The sequence below is a fragment of the Flavobacterium sp. UBA5153 genome (assembly GCA_002413745.1).
Taxonomy (GTDB): domain Bacteria; phylum Bacteroidota; class Bacteroidia; order Flavobacteriales; family Flavobacteriaceae; genus Flavobacterium.
In genome coordinates this window covers 39,964-59,464 of sequence record DHXP01000024.1, presented here as the reverse complement: position 1 = coordinate 59,464, position 19,501 = coordinate 39,964, and the positions used below count along the sequence as shown (strand labels likewise).

Here is a 19,501-nt window from a genome sequence, read left to right as displayed (position 1 = left end):
GCAAAATTTATGCTAGAAAACGATAACAATACCGGTAGTTATTTCAAATTAGTCCAATAAAAAGGGAACTAAATGAAATATACAGCGGCATTATACTATAACGATTGGACTAAAATATACTAACCAATGGTATTAAATACTTTTTGTGCCGTTTTAAAATGTTCTCAATATTTTTATATCCCCATTTTGGTTGGTTGAAAGTTATAATTTTAAAATCATGATATATATCATAAGAATCAGTAACGGCAGTCTTTAAATTTGTGGCATCTGTGATCACATATTTATTGTTTTTAGAGTTGATTTGTGAAACAATAAACTGCATTTATAATTTTTACAATTTGAATTCAACAACTGATACCTAAATATTTAAAAAAAACAATATAAACCTAAAACCAATTATATATCATGAAAATTTTAAGAATTATTTTAATGTTGCTGTTACCTTTGCATTATGTTTCTGCCCAAAATTTATCTCCCTACATTTTAGGATTTGAAACTACCGAAAGCATTTCGAACGTCAATAAAAATTTACTGGATAATCTCGAACAAAATGGATTAAAAGTAGTGGGTCATTATCAACCAGCCAACGACAAAAACCGATTGATAATAATTATTAGTTCCCTTGAGCTTGAAAGTGCCGTAAAAAAATAGGCGGTTTGACCGGATTTGCCGCAACGCTTCGAATTGGCATCACCAGCGAAAACGAGAAAACAATTGTTTCGTACACAAATCCTGCTTATTGGGGAAATGCCTATTTTAGAAACGATTTTGACAAAGTCTCTTCTTACTATACCACATTATCCAAACATTTAGAAAGTGCCATGAAAGCCAGTGGGTCATTTGTTGGAAAACAATTTGGTTCAAAAAAAGGATTGTCAGTTAAAGAATTGCGCAAATACCATTATATGCTTGGAATGCCTTATTTTGATGACACTGTAGAGCTAGGAAGTTTTAGCAATCACAATGCGGCTGTCGCAAAAATTGACTTATCAATTAAAAAAGGCATCCCTAATGTAAAAATGGTTTACAAAGTCTCTATTCCAGGCGGAGAATTAACCCTTTATGGCTTTGCTCTTTCAGGTGAGAATGGCGAAAGTAAATTTATGCCAATTATCGATACAAATAAGCCAAAACACACGGCATTCCTTCCGTATGAAGTTTTGGTAATAGGCAATAAAGTTCAAATTCTTCATGGTCGTTATAGAATTGCACTCTCATTTCCAGATTTAACAATGGGAACATTTACTAAAATTATGTCAACACCCGGCAATATTGAAGGTTTGCTAAAACAAGTGGCACAGTAACAACCCAACTTTTAATAAATAAAAAATCTCGCCATTGCTGGCGAGATTAGTAATCCTCATCCCATTCCGATAGCTATCGGAACTCTCCAAAGGAGAGGGGGGATAAAATATAGTGCTAGATGATCAACATTGCGTCACCGTAAGAATAGAATTTATATCCTTCTTTGATGGCTTCTTCGTAAGCTCTTTTCATTAAATCATGTCCACAGAAAGCAGAAACCATCATCAATAAAGTTGATTTTGGCGTATGGAAATTAGTAATCATACACGTTGCCAAGCTAAAATCATGCGGTGGAAAAACGAATTTGTTTGTCCAACCGTCAAAAGGATTCAGTGTTCTTTGTGACGAAACGGAACTTTCTATGGCACGCATAGAGGTGGTTCCCACGGCACAAATGCGTTTCTTTTTTGCTTTTGCTTCATTGACAATATCACAGGCTTCCTGGGTGATTTTCAATTCTTCGGAATCCATTTTGTGTTTTGACAAATCTTCGACCTCAACAGGATTGAAGGTTCCTAAACCAACGTGAAGGGTTACTTCGGCAAATTTTATTCCCTTGATTTCTAATTTTTTCAATAAATGTTTAGAGAAATGCAATCCGGCAGTTGGCGCCGCAACGGCTCCTTCCTCTTTGGCATAAATAGTTTGGTAACGCTCCGCATCTTCCGGAGTTACGTCTCTGCTGATGTATTTTGGAATTGGTGTTTCACCAAGTTCGGTCAATTTATTTCTAAATTCTTCATAAGAACCATCATATAGGAAACGCAATGTTCTACCACGCGAGGTTGTATTATCAATAACTTCGGCCACCAATGAATCATCGTTGCCAAAATACAATTTGTTACCAATACGGATTTTACGAGCTGGATCAACCAAAACATCCCAAAGGCGTTGTTCAGCATTCAATTCCCTAAGCAAAAAAACTTCGATTCTTGCTCCTGTTTTTTCCTTGTTCCCGTATAAACGTGCCGGAAAAACTTTGGTATTGTTCAGAATTAACACATCGCCTTCATCAAAATAATTGATAATATCTTTGAAGGTTTTATGTTCAATAGTTTGTTTTTGGCGATCAATAACCATTAAACGAGATTCGTCCCTGTTTTCGGCTGGATATTCAGCAAGGAGTTCTTTTGGTAAATTGAATTGAAAATGTGATAATTTCATTTGAGAAAGTTATGAGTTATGAATTATAAATTATGCGTTTTCTCTTTCATAATTTTAAATCGTGTGCAAATATACGATTGTAAGATAGGCGTTGTCAAGTGTTTCGATGTTTATTTTTTTGGAACACAGATAAAACGGATGTGCCAACGCAGATTTGCTCGGATTTTATTTTTGCAATATCTCAAAACCCAAACTTTTTAAATCATTCCAAAAATCGGGATACGATTTTGAAACTACTTCGGCATTTTCGATAATTATTGGCACTTTTAATGCCAAAGGCGCAAATGCCATTGCCATACGGTGGTCGTTATAAGTGGCAATTTTCACGTTCGAATTGATTGGACTCGAAGGCTGAAGCGTTAGACTGTCATTGGTCACCGATATATTGGCTCCGAGTTTCGTCATTTCTGTTTTTAAGGCTTCTAGCCTGTCAGTCTCTTTAATTTTCAAGGTATGCAAACCGGTTAAATGGCAACCAATTCCCAATCCTAAACAGGTTACAACAATGGTTTGGGCGATGTCGGGGGTTTTGTTTAGTTCCAAATTTAAAGTTGCAAGTTCAAATCCGCTCTGTTTTTTGAGAATAATTTGATTATTTTCAAAAATAGTTTCTACTCCAAGATTCTTGTAGATTTCTACTAAATCTGAATCGCCTTGTAAACTGTTTTCTTTGTAACTTGACAATGCAATTGTTGTTCCTTCATTGGCCAAAGCCGCGATAGAATAAAAATAAGAGGCTGAAGACCAGTCGCTTTCCACAGTCAAAGTTTGAGGTCTTGGCGCCTCGAATGCGCTCGGCGTGACAATAATTTTATTTTCCTCGAAAGATGTTTCAACACCAATTTCGTTCAGCAAGGCCAATGTCATTTTGATATAGGGAACAGATGTGATTTCGCCTTCTAACCTCAATTCTATTCCGTTTTCAAGTTTTGGCGCTATTAGCAAAAGTGCCGAAATATATTGGCTACTCACGCTTGCCGGTAAAGAAACTTTATTTTGCGAGAGTTTTTGACCCGTGATTTTTATTGGCGGAAAACCTTCATTTTCTATATATTCTATTTTGGCTCCCAATTGTTGTAAAGCATCAACCAAAATCTTGATTGGTCGTTCTTTCATACGAGAAGATCCCGTCAAAGTCACTGTTCTGTGTTCTTGTATGGCAAAAAAAGCGGTCAAAAATCGCATTGCCGTGCCTGCGTGATGAATGTCAATAATTTCCTCATTGCCTTTCAAAGCCATTTGCATCACTTCGCTGTCATCAGAATTTGATATGTTTTCTATTGTAATATTGGGGAACAAAGCCTGTAACAGCAGCAACCTGTTGCTTTCGGATTTTGAGCCAGTTATTTGGATTGCAGACTGTGGATTACAGTCCCGAAAGCTTTCGGGAGAAGAATGTAGTAGTAAATTCATTTTTTAATTATTTCACAAAGAAGCGCAAAGATACACAGAGATTTAAATTATTTTAATTTTTCGTTGTTTTTGTGTCTGTCTTTATCCCGCACCGATTTTAAGTCCAATTTTTTGTCGAAAGCGGCTTGCAAATCGATTCCGGTTTGGTTGGCGAGACACAAAACCACAAAAACCACGTCGGCTAATTCCTCGCCAAGGTCTTTGTTTTTATCGCTTTCTTTTTCGGATTGTTCTCCGTAACGACGGGCAATAATTCGGGCAACTTCGCCTACTTCTTCGGTAAGTTGCGCCATATTTGTCAATTCGTTGAAATAGCGAACACCGTGTTCTTTGATCCAATTATCTACTTCGAGTTGGGAGTTTTTTAGGTTCATAGTTTTTTTTATTTAACCCTTTATCCCTGTCAGGGTTTCAAACCCTGACAGGGTTGGTTGGGAAGATTAGTATTCGATTATAAAATCAATAATTTCATTCAAATTCTGTTGTTGATTGTGATAAAAAATAAAGTTCTCTACATCTCCGAATAATTCAACAACTTCCTTTCTTTTTAGTTTTGTGGGTTTGTCCGAAATTATTGTTCCATATGATGACCAAGGGTACAAACTCATTTTCGTAACAAAACCGTGATGTACTGGATTGTTATGGATGTAAAAAATCAATTGTTGAAAATACTTTTCAGAAGAAACTAATTTTCTTTCAAAAGTTGTTTCAAATAAACTTCCTGTTCTATTATGGCGTTTATTTACAGCTTGCGTATAAGCATTGAATAAATGCGAAAACTGTCTTGATGGGTCAATGATTTTTGGTTTTTCAGTTGTGGTGTAGGTCAACTCATCTTGTTCTATTTCAACTTTTTCTTTGATTCTCACCAAGATATGAAAGTGATTTTTCAACAAGCACCAAGCATACGTTTCGGCAATAGGTTCTATGTATTTATCATACAACCGAAGAAAATGATAGTAATTCTCGTTTTCAAGAAATATGTCAATTCCATTATTACCACGATTGTAAATGTGGTAGTAATTTCCGGGAAGTATGGGTTCTTTTATTTCCATTTTACTATTTCTTTTAAATTTCAACCCTAACAGGGTTTCGAACCCTGTTAGGGTTGATAGCTTGACCTTGTTTTAAACGATTATCATCCAACACAAAACCTTTTATAATATATTCTTTTAAAGTTTGGGTTGCCCAAATACGAAATTGTGTGGCTTTAGTAGAGTTTACTCTATATCCAACAGAAATTATGGCATCGAGACTATAATGTTTTACTTTGTAGGTTTTACCATCTGATGCAGTTGCCGAGAAAACCTCGGTAACTGAATTTTCTTCTAATTCATTACTTTCAAAAATATTTTTTAAGTGTAATGAAACATTGTCCGTACTACAGTCAAACAATAACGCCATTGCTTTTTGTGAAAGCCAAACCGATTCATTTTGCAACAAAACATCGACGCATATTTCTCCGCTTGAAGCAGTATATAATACAAACTTTTTTAAATCTTCATCCATAACTATTCTATTGCTATTGTATCAATCTCCTTCATCAATCGGTCGGTTTCTGTCAAGGCAACGATGATTTTTTGATAATGGGCAATATCGTCAAATTCTAGTTTGCGTTCCTTACGGTCTTTGAGCCATTTTTGCGCGGGTTGATATCCGCCAATGTAGAAATTCCAAGCTACTTCGGGAACATTTTCAAAATACTGGGTTTCGTTTATATAAACTTTTCCGACAACCCTATCAGGGTTCAAAACCCTGATAGGGCTAATTTCAAATCGAGGTTTCCCCACCACACAATCGCCGTCAATATTAAATTCAGTAATATAATCTTCTACTGTTGCGCTTTCCAGCAAATGGATTTCTCGTATTTGCGAACCCAATTCTACCAATTCCCAAAAGGTTTTGGAGTCTTTTGGATAGGGGATTTTTGGAAAATCTATTTTCAGGAATTCCTTGTATTTTTCTCTGTATGTTGGCGAATGCAAAACAGCATAAATATAATCGAGAATATCGATTGGCGCGAAACTACCTTTGTCAAAGTTTGAAACTTTGACAAAGGTGTCTTTCTCGGGAACAAAAGTTAAACCTAAATTGCTTGCGATTTTGTTTACTATTTCGGTGTTTAGATTGGGGATTCTTTTTAGGGTTGCGTTATTTTCGCTCCCGTTCATCCCTGTCAGGGTTTCAAACCCTGACAGGGATTGTTCTCCGTTGGTTTCGGGATAAAGGTAAAGTGGATAAATTGATGTCATAAATCTATCGCTTAATCTAGCATCTGCTAAATTCTTAGTAATAAACACACTACTAAATTCATCTTCTTTGTTAATCCTAATTGTTGCTAATCCTAAGTTTTCTCGATTTACAAAATTCTGCATTACTTCATTTCTTGGATAACAATGAAATCCTTTCGATTTTCCAGTGTAAAAAGTATATTTATCCTCAAATGGTCTATATGATATTTTTATTAATTTTTTATCATTTGGATAATGGCTTTGTAAATCTTTTCTAGCATAATTTACTTGCCAATCTCTTACATCTTTTCCTAAATCGAATTTTCTTCTGGCTGATTCATCATCTAAACTTAAAAATTCTTCTATAGTTTTTTGAAGATTTAATTTCGTAGAATGAATTGTAAAATTATCTCTCGCTGTTACAATTCCAACACCATTAACCTTAAATAATTCGTTTACTGCAAATGCTTTATCATATCCTTTTTGCTCATCAAAATCTTTATTAGCAAAGAAATAATTTGGCGCAACATTTGGTAATTCTGTAAATTCAATGTTTTTTAATGAGTTTTCAGAAAGAAAATCATATTTCAAATCTCTTTTCCCATACAAATCATAATGGAAAACTTGTCCCAATTCGTTGGCTTTTTTCTTGCCCGTTTTTACAAAAATGTTGATAGAAACGCCTTGCATAATGTCAAACACATTAACATCGGCAGAACCATCGGGCGAAGTTTCTTTTTTCTTGCTGTTGCCGTGTAAATCAATCGTATAAATTTTGTCGTAGGTTTTCAATAAATTCCAACGCATTCCACGAAATGTGGGATTGTCCAAAAATCCGTGTGGATTGATAAACGCCAAAACACCGCTGCCATTTCGTTCGATATAATGTTGTCCGTAACGCAAGAATTTTACATAATCGTCATTTATCCATTTTGGGTTTCGTTCTTTCAGTTTTTCCTTTCCGCCGGGTTCTTTTTTGTAATCTTCCATCAATTGCATAATCCACTCGCCTTTGTTGTTGCTTTCGCCACTATACGGAGGATTTCCCACAATGCACATTACTGGCGTGTCGCGCTTGATAAAATTGGCTTCGTTAGCTTCGCTACTCAACCAATTGGCAAATAAAGTTCCTGTGTCTGGGTGACTTTCTTCGAGAGAGTTGGTTAAATATATTTTTAATCGTTGTGACACACCCCCAGCTCCTCTCGAGAGGGGAGTGTAACCGGTTTCCGTGAGTAATAAATCCATTTGCAAATGCGCCATGGCGTAACTTGCCATCAGCAATTCAAACCCATTTAATCTGGGTAATAAATGGGTTTCTACATAATTGCTCCAAACACCTTGTTGTCCTTTGAATTTTTTATGAACGTGTTTTACTACTTCGGCAAGAAAAGTTCCTGTTCCAGTAGCTGGATCCAGAATTTGCACTTTGTGAACTTCTTGTTCTACTTTTTTGCCTTGAAGGTCTATTTTTATCTTGGTTTTGCTGTTGTCGGCTAAACCTTGCGGCAAATCGAATTCGGTTTTTAGAATATCATCTACGGCACGAACAATAAAATTCACGACTGGTTTTGGCGTGTACCAAACGCCACGCGCTTTTCGTAATTTTGGGTCGTATTCGCTCAAGAAGGTTTCGTAAAAATGGATGATGGGGTCTTCCATTTTTGTTGACTTTCCGTAGTTTTTCAAGATTTCTTCAACATTACACGCCAAGAAAATTTCGACCAAAGAATCTACAATCCATTTGATTCGGTCGTCAATATCTGGTCCGGCAATGTAGCCAAACAGTTTTCGCAAGAAAGGGTTTGATTTTGGAATTAATTCCGCTGCTTCTTGTCTGGAGAAAGTGGGTAAAGTTGGGTCGTGCAACCTGGCGGCAAACATTCCGTAAGCAATGGTTTGGGCATAAACATCTGCAAATCCTTTTGGCGTTATGTCGTGAATAAGAATTTCTTTGAAAGCGTTCATTTGGTCTTTCAATGTAGAATTTTCTTGAGTTTCTTGGTCAGAAAGCAAAGATTTCTCTATAATATCGGCAAGTAAACGCGCTTTTCCCGCCATCATTTCAGCCAGTTTCTTGGAGCTTTTGATGGATTGGCTTATGTGAACACAAAAATCTTTAATGAGATTTGTAAAAGTGGCGAAGTTTTCGGGTAATGAAAAAATCGTTCCGTTTTGGATTTCTGCAATGGCAATTTTTGTGATAAAAACGCCATCGATATACAAATGAAAATCTAAATAATCGGTAAAAATTAAATTGTTCAGCGAGTTTTTATAACGGTCAAATTGTTCTTTGTTTCCTGTTTTTTTTGCTCCTGCCAAATCTTTATCGCCAATATCTTTGGCTTCAATAAAACCTACAGGAATATCTTTTTTAGTGATGATATAATCTGGCGCTCCACATTGCTGTCTTTTGGGTTCATTGGTTGCAGCAACATCTATGACAATACTCTCGATTAGTTGCTTTAAGTCGCCACGATAGGTATGTTCCGTCGCACTTCCTCTTTTGTAAGCTAAATTAATGTTTTGAATGTATTGCTCTAATGTCATTGAAGTTGAATTTAAACAAATGTAAAGAATTGGAAAATAAAAAAACACCTTGAGTGAGGTGTTTCTTATAATTTAAATTGATCTTTTCTAAATTTCCTTGGAAGTAATATTGAATTTGAAAAACAATGAATAATTTTATCAAATTCATCGTCAATTAATTTTCCTTTAAATTCAATATCTTCTATTTGATAGGTTGAAAGCAAATTGGTTTCTGTTTCATCGAAAACATATTGAGCATACAAGTAAGTGTCCAATTGGAAAGAAAATCCTTTATCCGTTACAACAATATCTTTAGGTATATAATAACAACAAATACATTTTTCAGGAAAAGAAATACAACCGTGATTTTTTTCAATATTAGCTGGAAGTGACTCTACCTTTGTAGGCAAAATAGCTGCAACAAAACCATTTTCAATAGTTTTTAAAACTAGAAAGAATTTGTTTTTTGGCTCGTTCCCGTTCTTAAAAATATAATCTTTGAAGTAAAATAGATTTCCTTTTTCGAACATCTTCTACCTTTGATTTAAAGATGCTGTAAAGTTTAAAAACTCTAAATGGTCATTATAGAATGCCAATTTATTTTGATCGTGAGCTACTAAATCTGCAAAATCAATTTTAAAATCGGTAGCATTGATTTCTTCATTTAGCAAAGCTTCTAAAACACCATTTTTTTTGGCCGTTGCGTACCAAAGAGAATTTTTTTGATGAGTATAATCAACCAGATAATTGGTATTTTTACCCGAAAAAGTAGTTACAATTTCGTCAAAAATAGCAATATCTGAATCTGAAAACTCATCATCATTGAAACTACTTATTGGAGAAACGTGAGTTGAATTATTAACAACTTCAGATTTGATGTAATCCTTTAATAATGAAGCCCCATCATTGAATTCAATATATAAATCTTGACAAACTGGTCCATATTTCCAAATTTCATATTGTAAATTGAACATTGGAAAACCTCTTTTTTTTACAGAATATTCATCCAAAATATACACAAGTTTCAACAAACTTGTCTTTGGAAGGAATCCCATTTTTTCTATCAAATAAATTAAACCATTTCCTAGTTTATCAATTTGATTACGTGAATATTTATTATTGATTGTCATAGTTTTACAAAATAGCTAAAATGTTGATTTTCAAAAACATAAACTAATTAAGGACTGCAAAGATAATATGAATTATCTAATTATAGTTAAAATTACAAAAAAATCATTACAAAACAATCTTGATTTATCCTTTATTTTTACTGTCAATAATTATAGTCACCGGTCCATCATTAATCAATGCCACTTTCATATCGGCGCCAAATATTCCAGTCTGCACTTTCTTGCCCAATTCGTTTTCCAGTTGTTGCACAAAATTCTCGTAAAGCGGTATGGCAATTTCGGGTTTTGCAGCTTTGATATAGGACGGGCGATTCCCTTTTTTGGTCAAGGCGTGAAGCGTAAACTGGCTTACCACGATAATATCGCCATTGGTTTCTTTGACTGACCAATTCATCACGTCATTTTCATCTCCAAAAATTCGAATATTGACGATTTTTGAAGCCAGCCAATCAATATCTTCTTGATTATCGGCATCTTCGATGCCAAGCAGAACAAGCAATCCGTTTTGAATTTCGGCCACAATTTTATTGTCGATGGTCACTGAGGCTTGGGAAACTCTTTGGATTACTGCTTTCATTTTATGTTTTAAAGTTTGAAAGTCGAAAGTCGAAAGCCGAAAATCACAAAACATTTGACTTTAAGACTTTAGACATTTGACCAATTATTTCCTCGTTTCATCACTTGCTTTTCGATCTTCATCAAAGGAATCCGTGCGATAATTTTCATCGTCGCCTTCCAGAATTTTTAGGTAACTATTGTAGCGTGACCAGGCAATTTCGTCTTTTTCCAATGCCTGTTTTACGGCGCAATTCGGTTCGTCTTTGTGTAAACAATTGTTGAATTTGCATTGACCCTTCAACTTGAAAAACTCCGGAAAATAACCACTAATTTCTTCTTTCTCCATATCGACAATCCCAAAACCTTTTATTCCCGGCGTGTCGATTATTCGAGCATCAAAACTCAAATCATACATTTCGGCAAAAGTGGTGGTGTGCTGCCCTTGCTTGCTTGCTTCTGAAATCGTCTTTGTTTTTAGGTGCAAAGATGGTTCCAAAGCATTGACCAAAGTTGATTTCCCCACGCCAGAATGACCGGAAAACATACTTACTTTCCCAATCATCAATTCCTTTAATTCATCAATTCCTTTTCCTTGGGTCGAAGAAACGCGAAGGCATTTGTAACCAATATTTTCATAAATATGTTGCAAATACAACTGTTCGTCTAATGTAGCATCATCAAAAGTGTCAATTTTATTGAAAACCAAAACGGTTTCTATTCCGTACGCTTCGGCAGTTACCAGAAAACGATCAATGAAATTAGGAGTTGTTGGCGGATTATTGATGGTGACCAAAAGAAAAACGGTATCAATATTCGATGCGATAATATGCATTTGATGCGATAAGTTCACCGATTTTCGAACGATATAATTCTTTCTTTCGTGAATTTTGTGAATGGTTCCCGTAACAGTATCCGAAGTTTCTTCGAGTTCATAATCCACGATATCGCCCACCGCAATAGGATTGGTGCTTTTGATTCCTTTAATTCGGAATTTACCTTTCATACGACATTCGATAAAATCGCCTTGCTCGGATTTTACGGTGTACCAACTTCCTGTGGATTTATAAACGATTCCTGTCATAGAAGATTTAGGATTTTAGATTTAGGATTTTAGATTTCAGATCTAAAACCTGTAGTTTCGACAAAGGTAAAACGTTTGTCACTTTAGTTCACAAAAAAAGGTTGCTATTTTAAAGCAACCTTTTTTTATTCCAAATATTTTTGATAATTTAATTTTAAATAAATTATTTCTGATAAGGAAAATTTCGACCTACTTTTCTCATCATTCTTTCCATCATAGCACTTGGTGAACTCATAACATCTTCTGCCATTTGTTTGTAAAAACGCCATACTAAACCACCATCTTTTCCATCGTTTATTTGCATCGTCAACTCTCCTGTTGCAACTTTCCCTGTCCCAAAACCTATAAGCAATGATTTCACAATTGCTCCAGCTTCGCTACCTGTTTTTTCGTAGGTATAAGAACATTTTATTACAGCATCAACTCCTAAAATTTTTGCGATTTCGTCTCCTGATAACTCGCTTAATTTATCAAATAAACCATTTTTTTTCAACAAAGCATTTGTTTTGTCAACGTCTTGAACTTCAACTGTAAAGTCGGAAGATTTTCTCAATAGGTATGTATAAAGTCCTGATTGCATACTTAATCCTAATTTTTCTTCTTCGTCTTTGTTCCCTTCTGCACTAAAATTTTTAGGTATCCTTTTATAACCAATGTTTGCTTTGAAAGGCAAAATAGCTACTGTTTTATGCATCGCAATAATTTCTTTTAATTTTGGACTTTCAAATATTTGTTTTTCTTGTGAATATCCTAAAAAGGACAACATTAAACACACGAAACTTAAAATGATTTTAAAATTGTTTTTAAAAACAATTGATAACTGTTTTTTCATTAAATTGAATTTAAAATATTAATATTGTATTTTACTGCATGATATGAAAAAAACCCTACACTTTTTTATGAAAATATAGGGTTTTTTATAATAAATAAATCTTGATTATGAATTCAATATTTTTTCTTGGTGACCAATACTTTCTTGGTGAATATCTTTGAATAACTTAACGATAAACTCTTCGGTCAATCCTTTTTTTCCACCTTCAGCGATCATTTTTTCTTGGATTTCATTCCAACGATTACTTTGTAAAACAGCCACATTATTGTCTTTTTTCACTTGACCAATTTCGTTAGCTACTTTCATACGTTTTCCTAACAAATCCAATAAGTTAGCATCCAAAACATCGATGTTTGCTCTCAATTTTGTCATTTTGTTTGCAAACTCATCTGTATCACCGCTCACTTTTCTTACTTTCAAATCTTTGAAAATTTGAAGCAAAGCTTCAGGAGTCACTTGTTGTGCAGCATCACTCCAAGCATTGTCCGGATCATTATGTGTTTCGATAATCATACCGTCATAATTCAAATCCAACGCCTCTTGAGTCACTTCAAGAATCATATCGCGGTTTCCTGTAATATGTGATGGATCAATAATCAAAGGCAAATCAGGGAATTTATTTTGCAATTCGATAGCAATCTGCCATTCTGGAATGTTTCTGTATTTTGTTTTTTCGTAAGTAGAAAAACCTCTGTGAATCACTCCTAAATTCTTGATTCCAGCAGCATACAAACGTTCAACACCACCCAACCACAAAGCCATATCTGGATTCACCGGGTTTTTAATCAATACGATTTTATCCGTCCCTTTCAAAGTATCGGCAATCTCTTGAACCGCAAACGGATTTGCAGTTGTACGAGCACCAACCCATAAAACGTCGATATCATTTTCTAAAGCCAATTTACAGTGTGCAGCGGTGGCAACTTCGGTTCCCATTAGCAATCCTGTTTCTGCTTTTGCTTTTTTTAACCATTTCAAACCTATTTCTCCAACACCTTCAAATCCTCCCGGACGCGTTCTTGGTTTCCATATTCCAGCTCTAAAAACGCTAACATCAGAATCTTTCAATGCGTGAGCAATTTTCAATACTTGTTCTTCTGTTTCAGCACTACAAGGTCCTGCTATCACAAATGGATGAGTCAAATTGAATTCGTTCAACCAGTTTCTCATTTCTTTCTTGTTTTCCATCTTTTCTAATTATTTATTTTTTTATTGTGTTGTTCTTTGATTGTGTTGTTCTTTTTAACTGTAAACTGAATACCGCCTACTTTTTACTATTCATTCCGTTTAATATTTCTTTTATTTTATTCACACTTTGCATTTCGTCGTAAATCGCATCGTAATCTTCGTTCTCCAATAATTCCTTGAACTTGGATAAATTGGAAATATATTCTTCCAATGTTTTTACCACTTGTTTGTTATTTTGTTTAAAAATAGGCGTCCACATTGCGGGTGAACTTTTGGCCAAACGAACCGTACTTTCAAAACCGGAACCCGCCATATCAAATATATCCTGCTCGTCCTTTTCTTTATTTATCACCGTTTTTCCAAGCATAAACGAACTGATATGGGACAAATGCGACACATATGCAATGTGCTTGTCGTGCGATTTTGGATCCATATATCGGATTCTCATTCCCATACTTTTGAACAACTCCAATGCTTTTTCCTGTAATTTGAAAGTCGTTTTCTCCACTTCACAAATAATGTTGGTCTTGCCTTCGAACAATCCTCTTATCGCTGCTGAAGGCCCCGAAAATTCAGTTCCCGCAATTGGATGCGTTGCAATGAAATTCCTTCTTTTAGGATGATTTGCCACTGCTTCGCAAATTGGTGTTTTGGTAGAACCCACTTCAAAAACAATCGTATTCAATCCAATAGAATCCAAAACTTTTGGCAAAACTGTAAGCGCAATATCCACGGGAACCGAAACAATAACGAAATCGGCATCTACCAAATCTTCAAATGTCGCAGCTGCATCTATAACTCCCAAAGCCAAGGCTTCCGCCAAATGACTTTCATTATTGTCAATCCCATAAATAGTAGCTTCTGGATGCAGTGACCTGATGTCCAATGCCATTGAACCTCCTATTAATCCTATACCTATTACGAAAATCCTCTCCCCAGCCCTCTCCAAAGGAGAGGGAGCCGAAACCGGAGATGTATTTGTTTTGTTTTTATCCATTAGTTGCTCTTTTTGTTGCTCAAAGCCCCTCCTTCGGAGGGGTTGGGGAGGAATCTATCAATTGCTTCTTGTACTTTTTCCTCTTTTACACACAATGCAAATCGGATGTAACCTTCGCCATTACTGCCAAAAATTGTTCCCGGCGTTATAAAAATCGATTTCTCGTATAATATTTTATCTATAAAATCTTCTGCCGATGTAATTCCGTCCGGCAATTTTGCCCAAACAAATAATCCAACGCCTTCCTTATACACTTTACAACCCAGTTTTTCGGCTAATTGTTCGGTTAGTATTCTACGTTTTTTATAAATCCCATTCATCGAATCGAACCAAGATTTATCACTTTTCAAGGCAGCAATGGCTCCTTTTTGAATCCCGAAGAACATTCCGCTGTCCATATTGCTTTTTACTTTCAATATCGCATCGATACAAGCGGCATTTCCCAAAACCATTCCCACTCGCCAACCTGCCATATTGAAGGTTTTTGACAAGGAATTCAATTCCAACGCTACTTCTTTTGCTCCTTCAACTTGCAACAAACTCATTGGGTTGTCATTCAAAACAAAACTGTACGGATTGTCATTGATCAATAATATAGTATGTTTTTTGGCGAAAGCCACTAACTTTTCAAACAATTCCAAACTTCCTCTCGCTCCTGTTGGCATATGCGGATAACCAATCCACATAATTTTCACTTTCGATAAATCCAATTTTTCCAAAGCTTCAAAATCAGGTTCCCAATTATTCGTTTCTTTCAAGTCATAATAAACGGGTACCGCTCCAACCAAATTCGTCACCGAAGTATACGTTGGATATCCTGGATTTGGAATCAAAACCTGATCTCCTTCATTCAAAAAAGCCAGTGAAATATGCATAATTCCTTCTTTGGAACCCATCAAAGGCAAAATTTCCGTGTTAGGATTCAACGCAACATTAAAGTTATTTTGATAGAAATCAGCCATCCCTTTTCTCAATTCCGGCAATCCCTGATAACTTTGATATTGATGTGCATTTTCCTCCTGCATTGCCAAAACAACGGCATCAATAACTGCTTGAGAAGGTCTCAAATCCGGACTTCCAATTCCCATATTAATGATTGGTTTCCCTTCAGAAGCCAGTTGTCTGACTTCTCTCAATTTAGAGGAGAAATAGTATTCTTCAATTATATCTAGCCTTTTTGCTGTTTTGATCATTTTCTTATTTTAAAATTCTTTCGACTTTATGACTTTGAACTTTATGACTTACTACGGTTTTGTATTTTTATATTCGCCCAATACTTTGAAGTATTCTGCCATAATTTCCATTAATGATTTTGCTTTTGCATAATCCTCATAGTTGGAGAAAGTCACGTCTACAAAAAATGAATATTTCCAAGGTGTTTCAATTTTTGGCAAGGATTGAATTTTGGTTAAATTCAGCTTACAATCGCTCATTACATTCAAAACAGCAGCCAGACTTCCGCGTTTGTGATCCAATTCGAATTTCAAGGAAGCTCTGTTTATTTCTTCTTTCGACACAAATGAATTCTCCTTTTTAATAATGACAAATCGCGTCATATTATTATTAATCGTTTGAATTTCTGGAGCCAAAATTTCCAAATCATACATTTCCGAAGCCGTTTTGCTGGCGATTGCCGCAATTCCTGTCAATTGATTTTCGTGGATTCTTCGTGCCGTTTCAGCCGTATCTTTATCCTCGACAATTTTTATGTGTGGATGCTTTTTCAAAAACTCCATACATTGCAACAAAGCAATTGGATGAGAATGTACTTCTTGTATATCCCCAATTTTTTGACCTTTTAGAGCCATCAAATTTTGATGAATGCTTAAGTAATGTTCGCCAATAATGTGCAAATTATTCTTGTCTATCAAAGCATAATTTGGGATAATTGGTCCAGCAATCGAGTTCTCAATCGCCATAACCGCTTCATCCGATTTTCCCGACATTAAACTATCAACCAATTCTTCAAATGACAGACATTCGTCTACCTCAACATTCTGAGAATAGTATTCTTGTGCCACCTGATGGTGAAAAGATCCTTTTATACCTTGAATTGCAATTGTTGTGCTCATAAATACTCAAAAAAAAATCCTGATTTTCATCAGGATTGTATATTAGTTTTATTTGTTTCTTGTTTTTCAAATAACCATAGACAATCCTTACTTCCTAAAAAAGAAGTAGTAAGTATTGCTAAAATAAAAACGGTTATTGGACATTTTGATTCTGTTTTTTAATAAATTCTTTGCGAATGTATAAATAATTTTCTGCCAACCAAAAAAAAAGACATATTTTATTGAACAAAAAAAGAATTCTCGGTAAAACCTGTTTTTTATTATGTAATATTCAAAAACCGCCTCTAAAAATCACATTTAAGCAACTGCGTTTGAGCGTCTTTAAGTCGATAAGTCCTTATATTTTAAACAAAAAAATTGCTGTTTATCTATTTCACTCTTGTAGGTGTGTCTCCTCCGTTTATAATACTTTGCGAGCTGATTGCAATTGATTTTATAATTTCGGTCATATTGTCCAAATCCAAGGTTGAAACTTCATCAGTCAATTTATGATAATTGGGCTCTACATCCATTTTAGAAGTAGAAATAGTGTGGGCCGGCACACCCAAAGCAGCCAATCTTGCATTATCTGAACGATAAAAAAGTTGCTCTTGTGGATAAGGATCTGGATTGAAATTAAAATTAGAGCCTTGTAAATTTCCCTGCAAGATTGTTCCAAAATCGGATTTTTCAAAACCGGTTATGTAAGCCGAATTCTTGCCCCATTTGCTTTCTGTCCCAATCATTTCGATATTGAACATAGCCACAACTTTGTTGGAATCTATGTTTTCCGAAAAAAACTTCGAGCCAAAACCGCCCACCTCTTCACCGGTAAAGGCCACAAACACAATCGTTCTTTCGTTTTGATTTAATTCCTTAAAATACTTTGCCAAAGCTATTACGGCAGTAGTTCCCGAAGCATCATCATTGGCTCCGTTAAAAATTTTGTCTTCCCCATTTTTAATAATTCCCAAATGATCATAATGAGCCGAAAAAACCACGTACTCATCAGGTTTTGATTTCCCTGGAAGTACGCCAATTACATTATTTGCCGCCTTTCCTTTGACAACAAATTCTTGTCTATATTTTTTTAAATCCTTGAAATAGGAAAGATCTATTTTTTGAAATTCATTTTCAATAAAAGCAGAAGCCGAATCAATTCCCGGCGTAAAAATGGCTCTTCCTTCCATCTTGTCTGAAGCCAATTTGGTTTCAATTCTTACGATTTCTTGCTTTTGAATCGTTGGTTTTTCCTGTGCTTGAACGAAAAGTCCCAGAAAGAGAAAAAACAGTAAACTTCCTTTATTCATATTTTAGTTTAATTTTGAGTGATAGAATATTGGTAAATATAGAAATCTAATTGGTAATGACATCAACCTTTGTCAAAGTTTTGAACTTTGACAAAGGTTATAAAAAAACAATAAATCAATCCTTTTTCTGTTTACTTTTGCTACAAATAAATACGCCATGTCAATAGAAGTAAATAACATATCGAAAAGTTACGGTGTCCAAAAAGCACTCGACAACATTTCGTTTTCTGTCAAAAAAGGGGAAATCGTTGGTTTTTTGGGGCCAAATGGCGCCGGAAAATCGACTTTGATGAAAATATTGACCACGTATATTGCTGCCGATGAAGGTTCCGCGGCGGTAAATGGTTTCGATGTTAACACGCAAGCCAAGTCTGTGCAACAATCAATCGGCTATCTGCCGGAACACAATCCGTTGTACTTGGATTTGTACGTGCGGGAATATTTGGCTTTCAATGCCGATGTCTATAAAGTAGCGAAATCCCGAATCGAAGAAGCGATTCAACTTACCGGTTTATCCACCGAAAGTCACAAGAAAATAGGACAATTGTCCAAAGGTTTTCGCCAGCGTGTGGGACTTGCCAATGCTTTATTGCACAATCCCGATGTTTTGATATTGGATGAACCTACAACGGGTTTAGACCCAAACCAATTGGTCGAAATCAGAAACGTGATTAAAAACGTGGGTAAGAACAAAACCGTTTTTCTTTCTACCCATATTATGCAGGAAGTGGAAGCAATTTGCGACCGCGTCATCATCATCAATAACGGAAAAATTGTTGCCGACAAGAAACTGGATAACTTAATTTCAGCCGAAAAAGAACAAGTAATCGAAGTTGAATTTGATTATAAAGTCGAAGAACAATTGATTGCCAAAATCGAGAATCTGACTTCCTACAAGAACACCCACGACATGATTTGGGAATTGACTTTCAAGGCAGACAAAGATATGCGTCCCGCGGTTTTTGATTTTGCCAATGCCAATGGTTTGAAAACGCTACAACTCAATCAGAAGAATAAAAATCTGGAAGCTGTTTTCAGGGAAATTACCAAAAAATAGTATTCAGTGTTCAGTCGCAGTTTACAGATTATTCGGATTGTCAGTTCGAGCGCAGTCGAGAACCACCATTACATCTCGACTGCGCTCGATGTGACAAAAAAACTCATTTAACCCGAAACCTTTAGAAAAACTAATCTGTTTTTTATGCAACTTTTTGAGATTTGTTTTCAATAGCTCTCCTAATTAATACCGTAATAATTATCAGCCAACCAATCGGAAATGGAAGTATCAATAAACTCCACCACCGCGACAGTGTCGACGTCCCTCCAAAACCGCCAAGTGAGGAGAAATAAAACATAAAAACCACTCCAATAACAATCAGTATCAGTGATGCCGTGAAAATTTTCGAATGTCTGTCGCTCGTCACATAAGCTGACAAAGCAAGAAGCGCGCTGCCGGCCATTATTAAAACTGACCCTTCCAAAGGATCGATGGCACCAATTAACAAGGCAACAACGCCAATGATGTAAATGATGCGAGTCCATTTTGCTTTCTCTTTCATTTATTTTGATTTTAAGATTGGTTTACTCTTATAAAAACTAACGATTTGAGTGACTTAAAGGTACGCAAAAACAAAATAAAGTGCGTTAATTGAGGTAAAAATCTATATGGTTTGAAATGAGTTTGTCATTTCGAAGAATGAGAAATCTAAATT

General features: G+C 35.4%; 20 protein-coding genes. 3 read left to right on the top strand and 17 right to left on the bottom strand.

The features are described from left to right. The first annotated feature begins 405 nt into the window (after window positions 1-405). Both B2145_RS05165 and B2145_RS05160 read left to right on the top strand, forming a co-directional pair. Window positions 406-651, top strand: a complete 246-nt coding sequence (locus B2145_RS05165; RefSeq protein ID WP_291099180.1) for a hypothetical protein — start codon at window positions 406-408, stop codon at window positions 649-651. A 5-nt stretch (window positions 652-656) separates the two neighbouring features. Then, a complete protein-coding gene (locus tag B2145_RS05160) occupies window positions 657-1,304 on the top strand; it encodes a hypothetical protein (protein ID WP_291099177.1) in 648 nt (215 codons plus the stop codon). A gap of 115 nt (window positions 1,305-1,419) precedes the next feature. Here the strand turns inward: B2145_RS05160 and queA are convergent, their stop codons facing one another. From queA to B2145_RS05080, 16 genes are all read right to left on the bottom strand, one after another. Next, the gene (gene queA, locus B2145_RS05155) at window positions 1,420-2,469 is read right to left on the bottom strand and encodes a tRNA preQ1(34) S-adenosylmethionine ribosyltransferase-isomerase QueA (RefSeq protein WP_291099174.1); all 1,050 of its coding nucleotides are present in this window, start codon (window positions 2,467-2,469) and stop codon (window positions 1,420-1,422) included. Between the two features lie 165 nt (window positions 2,470-2,634). Further along, window positions 2,635-3,882 carry a 3-phosphoshikimate 1-carboxyvinyltransferase gene (gene aroA, locus B2145_RS05150; RefSeq protein WP_291099172.1) on the bottom strand — a complete coding sequence of 416 codons (1,248 nt, stop codon included), beginning with the start codon at window positions 3,880-3,882 and terminating at the stop codon, window positions 2,635-2,637. A 47-nt stretch (window positions 3,883-3,929) separates the two neighbouring features. Then, entirely contained in the window at window positions 3,930-4,256 is a 327-nt protein-coding gene (locus tag B2145_RS05145) for a nucleotide pyrophosphohydrolase (protein ID WP_291099170.1), read from the bottom strand. Window positions 4,257-4,322: 66 nt separating this feature from the next. Further along, window positions 4,323-4,937: a hypothetical protein gene (locus B2145_RS05140; RefSeq protein ID WP_291099168.1), complete on the bottom strand. Its 615-nt coding sequence runs from the start codon at window positions 4,935-4,937 to the stop codon at window positions 4,323-4,325. Window positions 4,938-4,950: 13 nt separating this feature from the next. After that, the gene (locus B2145_RS05135) at window positions 4,951-5,391 is read right to left on the bottom strand and encodes a virulence RhuM family protein (protein WP_291099165.1); all 441 of its coding nucleotides are present in this window, start codon (window positions 5,389-5,391) and stop codon (window positions 4,951-4,953) included. A 2-nt stretch (window positions 5,392-5,393) separates the two neighbouring features. Next, window positions 5,394-8,663: a type ISP restriction/modification enzyme gene (locus B2145_RS05130; protein ID WP_291099163.1), complete on the bottom strand. Its 3,270-nt coding sequence runs from the start codon at window positions 8,661-8,663 to the stop codon at window positions 5,394-5,396. 65 nt (window positions 8,664-8,728) lie between these two features. Then, entirely contained in the window at window positions 8,729-9,172 is a 444-nt protein-coding gene (locus tag B2145_RS05125) for a hypothetical protein (protein ID WP_291099160.1), read from the bottom strand. Between the two features lie 3 nt (window positions 9,173-9,175). Beyond that, window positions 9,176-9,772 carry a Panacea domain-containing protein gene (locus B2145_RS05120; protein ID WP_291099157.1) on the bottom strand — a complete coding sequence of 199 codons (597 nt, stop codon included), beginning with the start codon at window positions 9,770-9,772 and terminating at the stop codon, window positions 9,176-9,178. Window positions 9,773-9,896: 124 nt separating this feature from the next. Beyond that, window positions 9,897-10,349: a D-aminoacyl-tRNA deacylase gene (gene dtd, locus B2145_RS05115; RefSeq protein WP_291099154.1), complete on the bottom strand. Its 453-nt coding sequence runs from the start codon at window positions 10,347-10,349 to the stop codon at window positions 9,897-9,899. Window positions 10,350-10,433: 84 nt separating this feature from the next. Then, the gene (rsgA, locus tag B2145_RS05110) at window positions 10,434-11,411 is read right to left on the bottom strand and encodes a ribosome small subunit-dependent GTPase A (protein ID WP_291099151.1); all 978 of its coding nucleotides are present in this window, start codon (window positions 11,409-11,411) and stop codon (window positions 10,434-10,436) included. A 163-nt stretch (window positions 11,412-11,574) separates the two neighbouring features. Next, window positions 11,575-12,243, bottom strand: coding sequence for a hypothetical protein (locus B2145_RS05105; protein ID WP_291099148.1), 669 nt, complete (start codon window positions 12,241-12,243; stop codon window positions 11,575-11,577). A gap of 105 nt (window positions 12,244-12,348) precedes the next feature. Beyond that, a complete protein-coding gene (locus B2145_RS05100) occupies window positions 12,349-13,431 on the bottom strand; it encodes a bifunctional 3-deoxy-7-phosphoheptulonate synthase/chorismate mutase type II (protein ID WP_291099146.1) in 1,083 nt (360 codons plus the stop codon). Window positions 13,432-13,507: 76 nt separating this feature from the next. Continuing rightward, on the bottom strand, window positions 13,508-14,428 hold the full coding sequence (locus tag B2145_RS05095; RefSeq protein ID WP_291099143.1) for a prephenate dehydrogenase: 921 nt from the start codon (window positions 14,426-14,428) through the stop codon (window positions 13,508-13,510). Next, a complete protein-coding gene (locus B2145_RS05090) occupies window positions 14,428-15,621 on the bottom strand; it encodes an aminotransferase class I/II-fold pyridoxal phosphate-dependent enzyme (protein ID WP_291099140.1) in 1,194 nt (397 codons plus the stop codon). The genes B2145_RS05095 and B2145_RS05090 overlap by 1 nt, the downstream gene beginning before the upstream one ends. A gap of 51 nt (window positions 15,622-15,672) precedes the next feature. Next, window positions 15,673-16,500, bottom strand: a complete 828-nt coding sequence (locus B2145_RS05085) for a prephenate dehydratase (protein WP_291099137.1) — start codon at window positions 16,498-16,500, stop codon at window positions 15,673-15,675. Window positions 16,501-16,868: 368 nt separating this feature from the next. Further along, window positions 16,869-17,789 (bottom strand): M20/M25/M40 family metallo-hydrolase, encoded by a 921-nt coding sequence (locus B2145_RS05080; RefSeq protein WP_291099134.1) that lies wholly within the window; start codon window positions 17,787-17,789, stop codon window positions 16,869-16,871. Between the two features lie 157 nt (window positions 17,790-17,946). Here B2145_RS05080 and gldA point away from each other — a divergent pair, with 157 nt between their 5' ends. Next, the gene (gene gldA, locus B2145_RS05075; RefSeq protein ID WP_291099132.1) at window positions 17,947-18,846 is read left to right on the top strand and encodes a gliding motility-associated ABC transporter ATP-binding subunit GldA; all 900 of its coding nucleotides are present in this window, start codon (window positions 17,947-17,949) and stop codon (window positions 18,844-18,846) included. A 142-nt stretch (window positions 18,847-18,988) separates the two neighbouring features. Here the strand turns inward: gldA and B2145_RS05070 are convergent, their stop codons facing one another. Further along, window positions 18,989-19,348: a hypothetical protein gene (locus B2145_RS05070; RefSeq protein WP_291099130.1), complete on the bottom strand. Its 360-nt coding sequence runs from the start codon at window positions 19,346-19,348 to the stop codon at window positions 18,989-18,991. Between the last annotated feature and the right edge of the window lie 153 nt (window positions 19,349-19,501).

Excerpts from the sequence above, each read along its gene's own strand:
- gldA (WP_291099132.1), top strand. The coding sequence starts at position 17,947 with ATGTCAATAGAAGTAAATAACATATCGAAAAGTTACGGTGTCCAAAAA.
- B2145_RS05080 (WP_291099134.1), bottom strand. The coding sequence starts at position 17,789 with ATGAATAAAGGAAGTTTACTGTTTTTTCTCTTTCTGGGACTTTTCGTT.
- B2145_RS05085 (WP_291099137.1), bottom strand. The coding sequence starts at position 16,500 with ATGAGCACAACAATTGCAATTCAAGGTATAAAAGGATCTTTTCACCAT.
- dtd (WP_291099154.1), bottom strand. The coding sequence starts at position 10,349 with ATGAAAGCAGTAATCCAAAGAGTTTCCCAAGCCTCAGTGACCATCGAC.
- B2145_RS05095 (WP_291099143.1), bottom strand. The coding sequence starts at position 14,428 with ATGGATAAAAACAAAACAAATACATCTCCGGTTTCGGCTCCCTCTCCT.
- B2145_RS05135 (WP_291099165.1), bottom strand. The coding sequence starts at position 5,391 with ATGGATGAAGATTTAAAAAAGTTTGTATTATATACTGCTTCAAGCGGA.
- B2145_RS05125 (WP_291099160.1), bottom strand. The coding sequence starts at position 9,172 with ATGTTCGAAAAAGGAAATCTATTTTACTTCAAAGATTATATTTTTAAG.
- B2145_RS05120 (WP_291099157.1), bottom strand. The coding sequence starts at position 9,772 with ATGACAATCAATAATAAATATTCACGTAATCAAATTGATAAACTAGGA.
- B2145_RS05165 (WP_291099180.1), top strand. The coding sequence starts at position 406 with ATGAAAATTTTAAGAATTATTTTAATGTTGCTGTTACCTTTGCATTAT.
- B2145_RS05130 (WP_291099163.1), bottom strand. The coding sequence starts at position 8,663 with ATGACATTAGAGCAATACATTCAAAACATTAATTTAGCTTACAAAAGA.
- B2145_RS05070 (WP_291099130.1), bottom strand. The coding sequence starts at position 19,348 with ATGAAAGAGAAAGCAAAATGGACTCGCATCATTTACATCATTGGCGTT.
- B2145_RS05145 (WP_291099170.1), bottom strand. The coding sequence starts at position 4,256 with ATGAACCTAAAAAACTCCCAACTCGAAGTAGATAATTGGATCAAAGAA.
- aroA (WP_291099172.1), bottom strand. The coding sequence starts at position 3,882 with ATGAATTTACTACTACATTCTTCTCCCGAAAGCTTTCGGGACTGTAAT.
- B2145_RS05105 (WP_291099148.1), bottom strand. The coding sequence starts at position 12,243 with ATGAAAAAACAGTTATCAATTGTTTTTAAAAACAATTTTAAAATCATT.
- queA (WP_291099174.1), bottom strand. The coding sequence starts at position 2,469 with ATGAAATTATCACATTTTCAATTCAATTTACCAAAAGAACTCCTTGCT.
- B2145_RS05090 (WP_291099140.1), bottom strand. The coding sequence starts at position 15,621 with ATGATCAAAACAGCAAAAAGGCTAGATATAATTGAAGAATACTATTTC.
- rsgA (WP_291099151.1), bottom strand. The coding sequence starts at position 11,411 with ATGACAGGAATCGTTTATAAATCCACAGGAAGTTGGTACACCGTAAAA.
- B2145_RS05100 (WP_291099146.1), bottom strand. The coding sequence starts at position 13,431 with ATGGAAAACAAGAAAGAAATGAGAAACTGGTTGAACGAATTCAATTTG.
- B2145_RS05140 (WP_291099168.1), bottom strand. The coding sequence starts at position 4,937 with ATGGAAATAAAAGAACCCATACTTCCCGGAAATTACTACCACATTTAC.